The 14,460-nt window shown below is 38.8% G+C and carries 12 protein-coding genes; all 12 read left to right on the top strand.

Going from position 1 to position 14,460, the window contains the following annotated elements; translation table 11 throughout:
- Positions 1 to 10 precede the first annotated feature (10 nt).
- The gene (gene purR / locus BTHG_RS25640; RefSeq protein ID WP_010285372.1) at positions 11 to 871 is read left to right on the top strand and encodes a pur operon repressor; all 861 of its coding nucleotides are present in this window, start codon (positions 11 to 13) and stop codon (positions 869 to 871) included.
- On the top strand, positions 868 to 1,242 hold the full coding sequence (locus BTHG_RS23265; protein WP_010285375.1) for a RidA family protein: 375 nt from the start codon (positions 868 to 870) through the stop codon (positions 1,240 to 1,242). The genes purR and BTHG_RS23265 overlap by 4 nt, the downstream gene beginning before the upstream one ends.
- Before the next feature lie 146 nt (positions 1,243 to 1,388).
- Complete coding sequence (gene spoVG, locus BTHG_RS23270; RefSeq protein ID WP_010285377.1) at positions 1,389 to 1,679, top strand: septation regulator SpoVG; 291 nt, start codon at positions 1,389 to 1,391, stop codon at positions 1,677 to 1,679.
- Positions 1,680 to 2,051: 372 nt separating this feature from the next.
- A complete protein-coding gene (gene glmU, locus BTHG_RS23275; RefSeq protein WP_010285382.1) occupies positions 2,052 to 3,431 on the top strand; it encodes a bifunctional UDP-N-acetylglucosamine diphosphorylase/glucosamine-1-phosphate N-acetyltransferase GlmU in 1,380 nt (459 codons plus the stop codon).
- An 18-nt stretch (positions 3,432 to 3,449) separates the two neighbouring features.
- Positions 3,450 to 4,403 carry a ribose-phosphate diphosphokinase gene (locus BTHG_RS23280; RefSeq protein ID WP_010285386.1) on the top strand — a complete coding sequence of 318 codons (954 nt, stop codon included), beginning with the start codon at positions 3,450 to 3,452 and terminating at the stop codon, positions 4,401 to 4,403.
- Positions 4,404 to 4,621: 218 nt separating this feature from the next.
- Positions 4,622 to 5,254, top strand: coding sequence for a 50S ribosomal protein L25/general stress protein Ctc (locus BTHG_RS23285; protein WP_010285387.1), 633 nt, complete (start codon positions 4,622 to 4,624; stop codon positions 5,252 to 5,254).
- Positions 5,255 to 5,364: 110 nt separating this feature from the next.
- On the top strand, positions 5,365 to 5,928 hold the full coding sequence (pth, locus tag BTHG_RS23290; RefSeq protein WP_010285390.1) for an aminoacyl-tRNA hydrolase: 564 nt from the start codon (positions 5,365 to 5,367) through the stop codon (positions 5,926 to 5,928).
- Positions 5,929 to 6,188: 260 nt separating this feature from the next.
- The gene (locus BTHG_RS23295; RefSeq protein WP_010285392.1) at positions 6,189 to 6,419 is read left to right on the top strand and encodes an anti-sigma-F factor Fin family protein; all 231 of its coding nucleotides are present in this window, start codon (positions 6,189 to 6,191) and stop codon (positions 6,417 to 6,419) included.
- A 166-nt stretch (positions 6,420 to 6,585) separates the two neighbouring features.
- Positions 6,586 to 10,122, top strand: a complete 3,537-nt coding sequence (mfd, locus tag BTHG_RS23300) for a transcription-repair coupling factor (protein WP_010285394.1) — start codon at positions 6,586 to 6,588, stop codon at positions 10,120 to 10,122.
- A 417-nt stretch (positions 10,123 to 10,539) separates the two neighbouring features.
- Positions 10,540 to 11,076: a stage V sporulation protein T gene (spoVT, locus tag BTHG_RS23305; protein WP_010285395.1), complete on the top strand. Its 537-nt coding sequence runs from the start codon at positions 10,540 to 10,542 to the stop codon at positions 11,074 to 11,076.
- 287 nt (positions 11,077 to 11,363) lie between these two features.
- Positions 11,364 to 12,989 carry a putative polysaccharide biosynthesis protein gene (locus BTHG_RS23310; RefSeq protein WP_010285396.1) on the top strand — a complete coding sequence of 542 codons (1,626 nt, stop codon included), beginning with the start codon at positions 11,364 to 11,366 and terminating at the stop codon, positions 12,987 to 12,989.
- Positions 12,986 to 14,434 (top strand): bifunctional methyltransferase/pyrophosphohydrolase YabN, encoded by a 1,449-nt coding sequence (yabN, locus tag BTHG_RS23315; protein WP_010285397.1) that lies wholly within the window; start codon positions 12,986 to 12,988, stop codon positions 14,432 to 14,434. Before BTHG_RS23310 ends, yabN begins: the two co-directional genes overlap by 4 nt.
- Positions 14,435 to 14,460 lie beyond the last annotated feature (26 nt).

The following is a 14,460-nucleotide window of genomic DNA, read 5'->3' on the forward strand; positions in this document are numbered from 1 at the left end:
GAGGCAAGTCATGAAATTTAGACGGAGTAGTAGACTGGTTGATATGACAAATCACTTGCTTTTACACCCACAGCACCTTGTATCTCTTTCCTATTTTGCTGAAAAATATGATTCTGCTAAATCCTCAATTAGCGAGGATTTGGGCATTATTAAGCAAACCTTTGAACAGCAGGGAATCGGAACATTAATGACAGTGGCAGGAGCTGCTGGGGGTGTGAAATTTATTCCGATGGTGGGGGAAGAAGAAGCTAGTGAAGTTGTCGAGGAACTTTGTGAGGTAATAGCAAACCCAGATAGGCTTCTTCCAGGTGGATATTTATATTTAACCGATATACTTGGAGATCCGAGAATTGTAAATAAAATCGGGAAAATTTTTGCTTCTATTTATTCAAATTACGATATTGATGTTGTCATGACCGTAGCAACAAAAGGAATCCCGTTGGCATACGCGGTAGCTTCTTATCTTGATGTACCAGTAGTAATTGTAAGGCATGGCAATCGGGTTACTGAAGGCTCTACTGTAAGTATTAATTATGTCTCCGGGTCGACAAAGCGGATTCAGACGATGGTATTAGCAAAAAGAAGTTTGAAGGAAGGTTCCAATGTCCTAATCATCGATGATTTTATGAAAGCGGGCGGAACGGTTAAGGGAATGGTTAGTATCCTTGAAGAATTTAATGCAAATGTAAAAGGGATTGGTGTCCTAGTTGAATCCGAAGGGGTAGAAGAACGACTTGTAGATGAATACATATCCTTAGTAAAGCTTACAGATGTTGACGTGAAAGAAAAACAAATTAAAGTGACTGTAGGTAATTATGAATCGTACCTAAAGCAAGTTAAATTTGAAGATGAGATGGGGGAAACAGAATGAAACAAGTTCAAACAAATCAAGCGCCAGCAGCAATTGGTCCATATTCACAAGGTATCGTTGTAAACAATATGTTTTTTAGTTCAGGACAAATTCCATTAACACCGACTGGTGAATTAGTAAGCGGAGGAATTAAAGAACAGACTGAACAGGTCTTTAAAAACCTTCAAGCTGTTTTGACTGAAGCTGGTGCATCATTAGATACGGTTGTTAAAGCAACTGTATTTATTAAAAACATGGATGATTTTGCAGAGTTAAATGAAATCTATGGGGAATTTTTTGCAGGACACAAGCCTGCACGCTCAACTGTAGAAGTTGCAAGACTTCCTAAAGACGTTTTGGTTGAGATTGAGGTAATCGCGTTAGTAAAATAAGAGGGAATTTCACGACTATTCTGTTCATTCACAAAAAAGTATGAATCTTTTTAAAAAATTATTTAATATTTAGCAGGAGTTTACGATTTTCCGTTGAATATGAATAACTACTAAGTTTTTATATAGTAAAAAAGGTGGTGAACAGAATGGAAGTTACAGACGTTAGATTACGCCGCGTTAATACTGAAGGTAGAATGAGAGCGATTGCATCGATTACGTTAGATCATGAATTTGTTGTTCATGACATTCGTGTAATTGATGGCAACAATGGTTTATTTGTTGCAATGCCAAGCAAACGTACTCCAGATGGTGAGTTTCGTGACATCGCTCATCCAATTAACTCAAGTACGCGTGGGAAAATCCAAGATGCAGTACTAGCTGAGTATCACCGTTTAGGTGAAGTAGAGGTTGAGTTTGAAGAAGCGGGAGCATCTTAAAATAAACATTTATAGCATCAAAGAGCCTACATCCTAATAGGCTCTTTTTCTTATTATTCATTTCAGTAGCTCTAAAATTTACCTAATTAGTCGCAAGCCAAGCACTCTTTTCTATCCTCAAAATTTTCCCCAAAAAAATTTTCCAACCAAAAAAATCGTGTACTTTCACTAGTTTTCTTGAAAATGGTCAATTTTTAAGATATATTCAGAGTGGATATTAAGGTTTAACTTTAACTTAATCGTGCTTGAAAACTCGATTGAAAAAGTCAAAGCTTCAGGCGATGCCACAGGTTTTTAAAGAAGATTTTTTTGAACAAGCATGAAAAAAACCGGGCGCAATTTCGTCGAGGCGAATTATATGGAGGCCTAAACATGACAAATCGATATGGCGTGATTTTAGCTGCAGGGCAAGGAACACGTATGAAATCAAAGCTTTATAAGGTTCTACACCCTGTATGTGGAAAACCAATGGTTCAGCATGTAGTGGATCAACTTTCAAGTCTATCCCTACAGAAGCTTGTGACAATAGTTGGACATGGAGCGGAAAAAGTAAAAGCACAAATTGGAGATAGAAGTCAATACGCCCTTCAAGAAGAACAGTTAGGGACAGCGCATGCCGTTATGCAGGCAGCTAACCACTTAGCAAACGAAAAGGGAGTAACTTTGGTTGTTTGTGGTGATACTCCACTTATCACATCAGAAACAATGGCAGCCTTATTAGAACAACATGAACGTGCTGGGGCAAAAGCAACCATCCTAACGGCTGTGGCTGCGGATCCAACAGGGTACGGAAGAATTGTTCGCAATGGGCAAGGACATGTTGAACGTATAGTCGAACATAAAGATGCAACAGAAGAAGAACGTACCATTACCGAAATTAATACGGGTACATATTGCTTTGATAACGAAGCATTATTTGAGGCACTTTCAAATGTATCAAATGATAATGTTCAAGGGGAGTACTACCTTCCTGACGTAATTGAAATCTTGAAAAATAAAGGTGAAATTGTATCAGCATTCCAGACTGCGTCTTTTGATGAAACTCTTGGGGTAAATGATCGTTATGCATTATCACAGGCAGAAAAATTAATGAAACAAAGAATTAATAAACAGCACATGATGAATGGTGTTACAATTATTGATCCTGATAATACGTATATTTCACCAGATGCCAAAATCGGTTCGGACACTGTTTTACACCCTGGAACAGTGCTCATTGGTGATGTTGAAATTGGTGCTGAATGTGAGATTGGTCCAAATTCAGAAATCAAGGACTGTAAAATTGGCGAGAGAACAGTAATCCGCCATTCAGTTGCACATGATAGTAGTATTGGAAACGATGTAGCAATCGGCCCATTTGCTCATATCCGTCCTGCTTCACAAATTAGTGATAAGGTGAAGGTTGGAAACTTTGTAGAGTTGAAGAAGGCCGTTTTCGGAGAAGGAAGTAAAGCATCTCACTTAAGTTATATTGGGGATGCAGAGGTCGGAACAAATGTAAACATCGGATGTGGATCTATTACCGTAAACTATGATGGAAAAAATAAATTTTTAACAAAAATTGAAGACAATGCATTTATTGGGTGCAATTCAAATTTAGTGGCTCCAGTTACAGTTGGAAAAGGAGCATATGTTGCAGCAGGCTCAACGATTACTAGCGAAGTACCAGGCAACGCTCTTGCCATTGCTAGGGCGCGTCAAGTAAATAAAGAGGATTATGTAGAACGTCTGAATCAAAAGAAAAATTCCTAATGGAGGTTGGGTAAGATCATGCCTAATGAATACCGTGACTCAAGTTTAAAGGTATTTTCGTTAAATTCGAATGCGCCTTTGGCAGAAGAAATTGCAAAGTCCGTAGGTGTAGAGCTTGGGAAATGCTCTGTAACACGTTTTAGCGATGGAGAAATTCAAATTAACATTGAAGAAAGTATTCGTGGATGTGACGTTTTCGTTATACAATCAACGAGTGCACCAGTAAATGAGCATATCATGGAAGTATTAATCATGATTGATGCACTAAGACGTGCTTCGGCAAAGACCATAAATATTGTAATGCCCTATTATGGGTATGCAAGACAGGACCGCAAAGCACGTGCACGTGAGCCAATCACTGCAAAGCTTATTGCGAATCTGCTGGAAACAGCTGGAGCGGACCGCGTTATTACATTAGATCTTCATGCACCGCAAATTCAGGGCTTTTTTGATATCTTAATTGACCACCTAATGGGTGTTCCGATTTTATCCGATTATTTCAAAAGTAAAAATCTTGAAGATATTGTCATTGTATCTCCAGACCATGGTGGGGTTACACGTACACGTAAAATGGCGGATCGTTTAAAGGCTCCAATCGCAATTATTGATAAACGTCGTCCGAGACCAAATGTGGCTGAGGTTATGAACATTGTTGGTAATATCGAAGGAAAAACTGCGATTCTCATTGATGACATCATTGACACAGCAGGAACCATTACATTAGCTGCAAATGCTCTTGTTGAAAATGGCGCTTCTGAGGTATATGCGTGCTGTACACACCCTGTGTTATCAGGTCCGGCAATCGAACGTATTCAAAATTCAAAAATCAAAGAACTAGTTGTAACCAATACCATTCTTTTACCAGAAGAAAAAAAGATTGATAAAATCAAAGAACTTTCTGTAGCTCCACTTATCGGTGAAGCCATTATCCGTGTTCACGAGCAACAATCTGTCAGCACGCTCTTTGATTAATAAGAAAAGCGCAAGGCGCCCGTCTATCGGCAACAAGCATAAGGCGAGCGCTGACAGAAGGTGCTTTTTACCTTCAAAAGCGAGTGACTTATGACCTCGAGCCGATGGCGCCTGGAGCTAGACAACGTAGACACTATCTTTTTAAAAATAAGGTTTACTTCACCATCTTTAGGGGAATTTTAGTAATATGACTAAATCTTCCAAGGATGGTGTATATCATGTCTGCAGTTTTAGAAGCGACAGAACGAGTAAAGGATAAACATTCAACATTAACGAAAATTAGACAAGCGGGAAATATTCCTGCAGTCTTAAATGGTCCGAATCAAAGTAAGCCTATTTACGTGAATAGTGCAGACTTCTTAAAAACAATTCGAACCACCGGTAGAAATGGGATTATTAAGCTAGCTTTAGATAATAATGAGCATTCAGTTATGCTGCATGAAATTCAAACAGATCCAATTAAAAGTGAAATAATTCATGCGGATTTTCAGATTGTAAATATGTCTTCAGAAGTTACAGTCGACGTAACAATAAATTTAGTTGGGGAAGCAGCTGGTGTGAAGGATGGAGGAGTACTACAACAGTCTATCCATCAGATATCCATCTCTGCTCTTCCGTCTGAAATTCCACAGGTAATTGATGTTGATGTCTCACAGTTACAGGTTGGAGAGACAATCAAGTTGGAAGATATAGATACAAAGGGCAAATATACAATTAACCAGGATACTTCACAGGTTGTGGCATCTGTTCTTGCACCACGACAGGAAGAAGAGATTAGTACAGGTGAAGAACAAGAGCCTGGTGAGCCTGAAAACCTGGAAGGCAGAGAAACAAATGAATCTGCTGAATGAACGGACGAAGACTAATAGGTTGGACGTAACCAAAATGGTTACGTCCTTTTGCCACATCTAGCGCAAAGTATGCGTTGCACTATTGTTTATTCGTAAATGGGGGAAGTAAAATGAAGTTAATAGTTGGGTTAGGGAATCCAGGTAGGCAGTATGAAGAAACAAGACATAATGTCGGGTTTAAAGTGATTGATGAGCTTTCTGAGCAATTACATATCCCTTTGGACAAAGCAAAGTTTAACGGAGTATATGGACAGGGTATCGTGAATGGGGAGAAAGTTCTACTTTTAAAACCACTTACATATATGAATTTATCGGGAGAAAGTATCAGGCCCCTCATGGATTATTATGATATTCTAGTAGAAGATATCCTTGTTGTATATGACGAACTTGATTTACCTGTAGGAAAAATTAGGCTTCGTGAAAAAGGAAGTGCAGGTGGGCATAACGGAATGAAATCAATTATTCACCATTTGGGCACTCAAGAATTTAAGCGTATTCGAATTGGAATCAGTCGCCCGACAAATGGCATGAAAATAGCAGACTATGTTCTTGGGCGTTTTCAAGCAGAAGAGGTACAGGATATAAAAAGTGCAGTTCAAAACTCAGCTGTAGCGGCAGAAAAATGGGTATCAGCACCATTTTTACAGGTAATGAACGAATTTAATGCAAAGTAATGTAATATGATTAGCTATAATCAGTCGGAGCTCAGTCCCTCTGCATAAAGATATAGTCTCCGGCGGAAGCCACGATATTTCTAAGGTGATTTATCGAGCAGGAAGATTAAAGACTAAAATGCGCAACAATCTGTGGGTCAAAAAACTGGGCGCAACTGCGCGAACGCGCATATTGATTAAGGTGGCTGTGAATAAAGAATCTCCTCGCGGTTTATACTAGAAAGTGTAAACGTTGGAACGTAATCATGAGGAGGATTCTTATGTCACTACACTACCATTGTCGTCATTGTGGTGTGAAAGTTGGTAGCATTGATAACTTGTCTCTACATAGTGAAAGTCTAGGATTTCATCAATTAACAGATGAAGAAAGACAAGAGATGATTTCCTATCAATCAAACGGCGATATTCATGTGAAGACAATATGTGAGGATTGTCAGGAGGCATTGCAACGAAATCCTGATTATCATCAATTTGAATCATTTATTCAATAAGAAAAAAAGCTTTGGCCTGTACAACCAAAGCATTTTTCTATTTATGTAAAATAGATATAAATCTATTTTTATGAGATATAGGAAATCAATTAGACTAGGACAACATTGAATAGGTATGAACGCAACTGAATTTGTTGCCAAGTACTTAGAGAGGGGGTAACCTGAGTTGCTTTACGGACTACAACAGTATGTGGGAAACAATGATGAATTAAAATCAATTATAAATGGAATAGATGAAGGCTTACGTGAACAGTTAGTTGCAGGTTTATCCGGCTCAGCTCGCACTGTATTTGCGGCAGCTCTATATAGACAAACCAAAAGACCCATATTAGTCGTTACTCATAATTTGTACCAGGCACAGAAAATATATGAGGATTTAAATGGGCTTTTAGAAGAAGACGAGGTATTCCTTTATCCAGTGAATGAATTAATTGCTTCAGAAATAGGAATTGCAAGCCCAGAGTTAAAAGGGCAACGATTAGAAGCGCTTAATTATTGGAGTCACCAATCAAAGGGTGTCATTGTAGCTCCTATTGCGGGATTAAAGAGAATTCTGCCACCAAAGAAACTATGGAACGAAAGCCAACTTACGTTCACGGTTGGACATGATATTGAAGTGTCAAGTACATTAGAAAAACTAGTTGGGATGGGCTATGAACGAGTGTCGATGGTATCAGCGCCTGGAGAATATAGTCTACGAGGGGGGATTCTCGATATTTACCCCTTAACAGTGGAAAATCCAGTACGGATTGAATTGTTTGATACAGAAGTCGATTCTATACGTACCTTCTCACTAGAGGACCAACGATCACAAGGAAAAATCAACTCAATTGTAGTTGGACCTGCGACTGAAATTTTATTAACGCCAACACATTTTGAAAAAGGTGCTAGTAAATTAGAGGAAGGCTTAGCCAAAAGCCTAAAAAAGGTTAAGGATGAAAAAGCAAAAGAATTGCTTTTAGAGAACATTTCTTATGAACTTGAACAATTAAAAAGCGGGCAAAGTATACAGCAAATGTTTAAATATCTATCCCTTGTTTATGACCAGCCTGCTAGTTTACTAGACTATTTGCCTGATAATGGACTCGTTCTATTAGATGAAATTAGTAGAGTTCAGGAGATGGCAGAGAGTCTTGATAAGGAAGAAGCTGAATGGGTTACAAGTCTGCTATCTCAAGGTGAGATTATCCATAATATTACCTTGTCTCATCAGTTCGCAAAGCTCCTTCAAAGAACGCGTTATCCGTTAATCTACCTTTCCTTATTCTTACGGCATGTACCACATACAAGCCCACAGAATATTTTAAATATGTCGTGCAAACAGATGCAAAATTTTCACGGCCAAATGCATGTTCTAAAAGCAGAGCTTGAACGATGGCAAAAAGGAAATTACTCTGTCATTTTTCTCGGTTCAAATGAAGAACGTGTAAAAAAACTGGAACAGGTCTTGTCGGACTATGAGATCAATGCATTTGCTAGTAAGAGTGACGGAGATATTTTGCTAGGAAAAGCGCAAATCATGCTTGGTGATCTACAGGATGGCTTTGAACTGCCATTACAACGTATTGCGGTGATAACAGAGGAAGAGCTTTTTAAGAAAAAAATGCAAAAAACAAAACGAAAGCAAAAGCTTTCGAATGCAGAGCGAATTAAAAGTTACTCCGAGTTACAGGTTGGCGATCATGTTGTTCACGTGAATCATGGAATCGGGAAGTACTTAGGAATTGAAACATTAGAAATCAATGGAATTCATAAGGATTATTTGCATATTCGCTATCAGGGCGATGATAAGCTTTATGTACCTGTAGACCAAATTGAACAGGTGCAAAAGTATGTGGGGTCAGAAGGTAAAGAACCGAAAATTTACAAATTAGGTGGAACAGACTGGAAACGTGTCAAGAAGAAAGTTGAATCATCCGTTCAAGATATCGCAGATGATTTAATTAAGCTATACGCTGAACGTGAGGCGAGTAAGGGATTTGCATTCTCTCCTGATGGAGAAATGCAAAGAGAGTTTGAGGCCTTATTCCCTTATCAGGAAACAGAGGATCAGTTACGGTCTATTCAAGAAATTAAAAAGGATATGGAACGTGAACGACCAATGGATCGTCTTCTTTGTGGGGATGTGGGTTACGGGAAGACGGAGGTTGCAATTCGTGCTGCATTCAAGGCAATTATGGACGGAAAACAGGTTGCAATCTTAGTTCCAACTACGATTTTAGCACAGCAGCATTATGAGACAATCCGTGAGAGATTCCAAGAATTCCCGATTTCAATAGGACTATTAAGTCGTTTCCGTTCGAAGAAACAACAAACGGAAGTAATGAAAGGGTTAAAATCCGGTACTATCGATATGGTTGTAGGAACACATCGTCTACTATCCAAAGATATTACGTATAAAGATTTGGGACTTTTAATTATTGATGAAGAACAGCGTTTTGGTGTTACACATAAGGAAAAAATTAAGCAATTAAAAGCAAATATAGATGTACTCACATTGACAGCAACTCCTATCCCACGGACACTTCATATGTCCATGCTCGGAGTTCGCGATTTGTCCGTTATTGAAACACCACCTGAAAATCGTTTTCCGGTTCAAACTTATGTTGTTGAATATAACGGTGAGCTAATAAGAGAAGCAATTGAACGAGAAATGGCAAGAGACGGCCAAGTGTACTTTTTATATAACCGAGTTGAGGACATTGAAAGAAAGGCAGAAGAAATTTCAATGCTTGTTCCAGATGCAAGGATTGCGTATGCCCACGGAAAAATGTCCGAAAATGAACTAGAATCAGTCATTTTAAATTTCCTTGATGGTCAATACGATGTCCTGGTTACAACAACTATTATCGAAACAGGTGTTGATATTCCGAATGTAAATACCTTGATTGTCCAGGATGCTGACCGCATGGGACTTTCACAACTTTATCAGTTAAGAGGTCGTGTAGGGCGCTCTAATCGTGTAGCGTATGCGTATTTTACTTATCGCAAAGATAAGGTCCTAAACGAAGTAGCGGAGAAACGACTTCAAGCAATTAAGGAATTTACAGAACTTGGTTCAGGCTTCAAAATTGCAATGCGTGACTTATCGATTCGTGGAGCAGGAAATATTTTAGGAGCACAGCAGCACGGGTTTATTGATTCTGTTGGATTTGACCTTTATTCTCAAATGCTGAAAGAAGCAATCGAAGAACGTATGGGAGATACGGCAGCTGTAAAACAAGTAAATGTGGAAATCGATGTAGAAGTAGATGCATATATTCCGGATGCCTATATAGCAGATGGACGTCAAAAAATTGATATGTATAAGCGTTTCAGAGGCATTACAACTATGGAAGATATAGAAGAGCTACAAGAGGAAATGATTGACCGTTTTGGTGAATATCCGGAAGAGGTTAATTACTTATTCAAGATTGCTAAAATTAAGGTTTATGCTTTAGCTGAAGGAGTTATCTCCATAAAACAGGCTAAGCAAGAAGTTACAATTCTTTTATCGGAAGAGGAAAGTAGCAAAATTAATGGCGAGAAGATATTTAAGTTAGGGAATACATTCGGACGAATGATTAGTCTTGGAATGGAAGGAAGTAAATTAAAAATTGTCATCCAAACAAAAGGTCTAGAAGTAAACCAATGGTTAGGTATTGTCCATGATATGGTGCAAGGATTACAAGGTGTCAAAAAAGAAAATGTGAATGCGGTCTAATTTATTTGGCAGAAGTTCTCGATTACTATAAAAGGTGGATAGAAAGTTCTAAGGAATAGAACCAAAGTCGTGGGGGCAAATAGTTCTGTTGTATGGTTATTTTTACCTCTAACGAAAAATCACAATCATCGTGAATAGAACTTTGTTGGTGTAAGATACTAAACTCAACAACAAATGGTGATTTATTCAAATCTAGACAAATTGTACATTATGTGTATGTTCAAAATGAGGATGAAAAGGACCGAGAAGTTCGAGGCGGCGCAGCTTTGAGTACCAGAGCGTATGCAGTAAATACGTGAGCAACGCAACAGCAAGCCAACGAAGAAATTTCGAAGTGTCATTTTTACCGCAAATTTTGAACATCTCATCAATCACCACTATTCTTTAATCATCAGATGAAAGTGAGGCAGCATAAGAATGAAGGCAACTGGAATTGTTCGTCGAATTGATGATTTAGGTCGAGTAGTCATCCCGAAAGAAATCCGTAGAACGTTACGTATTAGAGAGGGAGACCCATTAGAGATTTTTGTTGATCGTGATGGAGAGGTTATTTTAAAGAAGTATTCTCCAATTAGTGAACTTAGCGATTTTGCAAAGGAATATGCAGAGGCACTTTTTGATAGCTTAGGACATCAAGTACTTATTTGTGACCGTGATGCATTTATCGCGGTTGCAGGGGGCTCCAAAAAAGAATACTTAAATAAAAACATAAGCGAACTAATTGAGAAATCGATGGAGGATCGAACGTCTATTTTGGAAACAGAAGAACGTCAAGTATCCATTGCAGAGGGCGCTGATGAAACAATCTCATCATATACAATTGGTCCTATCATTGCAAATGGAGACCCAATTGGCGCAGTTGTGATTTTATCAAAAGAAAAAGCACTTGGTGAAGTGGAACAAAAAGCAGTAGAAACTGCAGCGGGGTTCCTCGCACGACAAATGGAACAGTAATCGAGAAAAGCGATGCGCCTTGACCAGACCTACAAGCATAAGACGAACATGTGCGGGAAATCCTGATTTCTGGAGTGATTTGACTTATGACCTAGGGCCTTGGCGCGCTGGAGCTAGACATGGAAAAGGTAGCTATTATAGCTACCTTTTCTTCCGTTAGGTAAGAATTCACTCCCCTATAAAAGTTATTATGAGTGAAGTATGTTATAATACACTGGAAATTATATAGCTTATTCGGCAGAAGTCGAAATACGAAAAGACGCATTTGTTTAGGAAGGAGATGGGCGATGAACGTCCAATCCGCAGAGCAGTCAAAGCGTATCTGGGAAGGCGCATTTGTCCTTACCATTGCCGGTTTGATTACCAAGATACTTAGTGCAGGCTACCGGATCCCCTATCAAAACATTGCAGGGGATATTGGCTTTTACATATATCAACAGGCGTATCCGATTTACGGAATTGTTCTTGTTTTTTCCACATACGGGTTTCCAGTCATTATTTCAAAACTTTTGGCTGAAAAACTGGAACAAGATGATGAAGCATCTGCAATGAAAATTCTATATATCACCCTACTTGCATTAGTAGGAATGGGGATTGTCATCTTTAGTTTTTTGTATTGGGGTGCTGAAATAATTGCAGGATGGATGGGAGATAAGGAACTGTCAACCCTGATAAGAGTGATTTCATTTTCGTTTTTGCTCTTGCCATTTATATCTGTATTTCGTGGCTATTTCCAAGGCTATAAAAATATGGTACCAACTGCAATTTCCCAAGTAACAGAACAACTGATTCGGGTCATCACCATTTTGCTCATGTCCTTTATTTTATTGGACTATGGCTATGGGGCATATGAAGCAGGAGCGGGTGCAATATTTGGTTCAATTACAGGTGGCTTTGCAGCCATTTCCGTATTATTGTTTTTCCTGTTGAAAAGGAGAAAATCCTTTCCAAGACGAATTTTTCAAAATGCCTCGATAAAAACAAAGGAAATCATTAAAATTCTATTTACTCAAGGGATGACGATTTGCATCAGTGCACTCTTACTTATTCTTTTTCAGTTAGTCGATTCCTTCACTGTATTCTCGTTATTACTTTCAGGGGGAGTAGAGGAACAAGTAGCAAAGCAGGTAAAGGGAGTCTATGACAGGGGACAGCCTTTGCTTCAGCTCGGAACTGTAGTGGCAACATCACTGGCCTTATCGCTTGTTCCATTAATTGCAAGTGCTAAAGCACGAAATGATATGGCTTATATTCGGCAAAAGGTCGATTTAACATTTCGGCTGAGTGTTGTCGTAGGACTTGGCGCAGCTGTAGGTCTTGCATGTGTATTAGAGCCTACAAATATCATGCTTTTTCGAAATGACCTTGGAACAAACGTTTTAATGATTATTGGTTTTTCAATTTTATTTACAACATTATCCCAAAGCATAACCGCTATTTTACAAGGACTAGGGCATCCGATTTTACCAGCTGTTGTGGTAATTACTGGAATGCTCATAAAGTGGATTTTAAACTTGTTGCTGATTCCTGAATATCAAACAGTTGGGGCAGCTGTAGCCACTTTGATTGCGTTTGGGGCGATAACCGGTCTCCAAATTTTTATTTTGAAAAGTAAGCTACGTGGGATTCTAGGAAACTGGACGTTTATCTATCGTGTCACTTTGGCAACGGTTGCCATGGGGCTCATCATTTTTGGCTACTCAAGGGGGTTGCATCACTTATTTCCAATTGCAGGAGAAAGTCGTATGTTTGCAAGTTTTGAAGCATTGACTTCTGTTGTCATCGGAGGGTTTATGTATCTATTTTTTATTGTAAGAGGGAGCATTTTTTCCGAAGAAGAGCTCTCAGAAATTCCAATAGGGTCAAAAGGGACATTTTTAATTAGGTTACTAAAAGGAGGAAAGAACGTATGATAACTATTATAGGATTAGGTGCGGGTGACCTATCACAGCTCCCTATGGGCATCTATCGTAAACTTTTAGATACTGAGCATCTTTTTCTAAGGACGAAGGAACATCCTGTAATTAAAGAATTAGAAGCCGAAGGAATGACCTATCAATCTTTTGATGCCATTTATGAAAAGCATGATCAATTTGAGGCAGTATATGATGAAATTGTTGAGACCTTAAAAGTGGAAGCAAAAACAAAAGATATTGTCTACGCAGTACCAGGTCATCCAATGGTTGCAGAAAAAACAACGCAGCTTTTGCTCGAAGATGAAAACCTACGGGTACAGGTTGAGGGTGGTCAGAGCTTTATAGACCCATTATTAGCATCTTTAAAAATTGACCCTATTGAAGGATTTCAATTCCTTGATGCTTTATCCCTTGAAAAGGATGAACTGCAGCTTTCTCAGCATATTATTATTTGTCAGGTGTACGACGGGTACATTGCATCTAATGTGAAGCTAACGTTAATGGAACAATTGCCTGATGAGTATGAAGTATATATTGTTACCGCAGCAGGTAGTAAAGACGAGAAAATCACGAAAGTCCCTCTATACGAATTGGATCGTGGGGTTGAAGTGAATAATCTTACAAGCGTCTATGTTCCTCCTGTAAAAGAAGAAGAACTTCTTTATCATGATTTTCGTACGTTTCGAAGAATTATTGCGGCATTGCGTGGTCCTGGTGGCTGCCCATGGGATCAAAAGCAAACCCATCAATCCTTAAAAAAGTATTTGTTAGAGGAAGCATATGAGGTTCTTGACGCAATCGACAGTCAGGATGACGATCATCTAGTAGAGGAATTAGGGGATGTACTACTGCAAATTCTCCTTCATGCCCAAATTGGTGAGGATGAAGGAATGTTTTCCATCGATGAGGTTATTCGTGGAATATCTGAAAAAATGATTCGGAGACATCCTCATGTATTTGGAGAAGTCACTGCAGATACCGCGGAAGAAGTTGTAACCAATTGGGAGCAAATCAAACGATTAGAAAAAGGCGGTACTGTTCAAGAGAAATCTATTTTGGATGATGTGACTAAAGGGTTACCTGGTTTAATGAAGGCTGTTGAGTATCAAAAGAAGGCGGCAAAAGTAGGATTTGATTGGGACGCTGTCGAACCAATGTGGGACAAGGTTTTTGAGGAAATACAGGAATACAAGGAAGCAGTGGGGAATAAACAAAAGAGAGAAGCAATACAAGAGTATGGTGACATCCTATTTGCTTTAGCCAACATAGCAAGATTTTACAAGTTTGACCCAGAAGAAGCGCTTGCGATGACGAATCAAAAGTTTGCGAGACGTTTCAAATTTATCGAGGATGAAGTAAAAAAGCAAGGGTTAAAGATAGAAGAACAAACTCTTGAGCAGCTTGATGAAATCTGGGAGAAAGCAAAACAAAGCGGATTATAACTTTATTTTAGTTTGCATTTGATTGA

It is taken from the genome of Bacillus timonensis (genome assembly GCF_000285535.1).
Classification (GTDB): domain Bacteria; phylum Bacillota; class Bacilli; order Bacillales; family Bacillaceae_L; genus Ferdinandcohnia; species Ferdinandcohnia timonensis.

Coding starts and splice junctions, on each gene's coding strand:
- purR (WP_010285372.1), top strand. CDS start 11: ATGAAATTTAGACGGAGTAGTAGACTGGTTGATATGACAAATCACTTG.
- BTHG_RS23265 (WP_010285375.1), top strand. CDS start 868: ATGAAACAAGTTCAAACAAATCAAGCGCCAGCAGCAATTGGTCCATAT.
- spoVG (WP_010285377.1), top strand. CDS start 1,389: ATGGAAGTTACAGACGTTAGATTACGCCGCGTTAATACTGAAGGTAGA.
- glmU (WP_010285382.1), top strand. CDS start 2,052: ATGACAAATCGATATGGCGTGATTTTAGCTGCAGGGCAAGGAACACGT.
- BTHG_RS23280 (WP_010285386.1), top strand. CDS start 3,450: ATGCCTAATGAATACCGTGACTCAAGTTTAAAGGTATTTTCGTTAAAT.
- BTHG_RS23285 (WP_010285387.1), top strand. CDS start 4,622: ATGTCTGCAGTTTTAGAAGCGACAGAACGAGTAAAGGATAAACATTCA.
- pth (WP_010285390.1), top strand. CDS start 5,365: ATGAAGTTAATAGTTGGGTTAGGGAATCCAGGTAGGCAGTATGAAGAA.
- BTHG_RS23295 (WP_010285392.1), top strand. CDS start 6,189: ATGTCACTACACTACCATTGTCGTCATTGTGGTGTGAAAGTTGGTAGC.
- spoVT (WP_010285395.1), top strand. CDS start 10,540: ATGAAGGCAACTGGAATTGTTCGTCGAATTGATGATTTAGGTCGAGTA.
- BTHG_RS23310 (WP_010285396.1), top strand. CDS start 11,364: ATGAACGTCCAATCCGCAGAGCAGTCAAAGCGTATCTGGGAAGGCGCA.
- yabN (WP_010285397.1), top strand. CDS start 12,986: ATGATAACTATTATAGGATTAGGTGCGGGTGACCTATCACAGCTCCCT.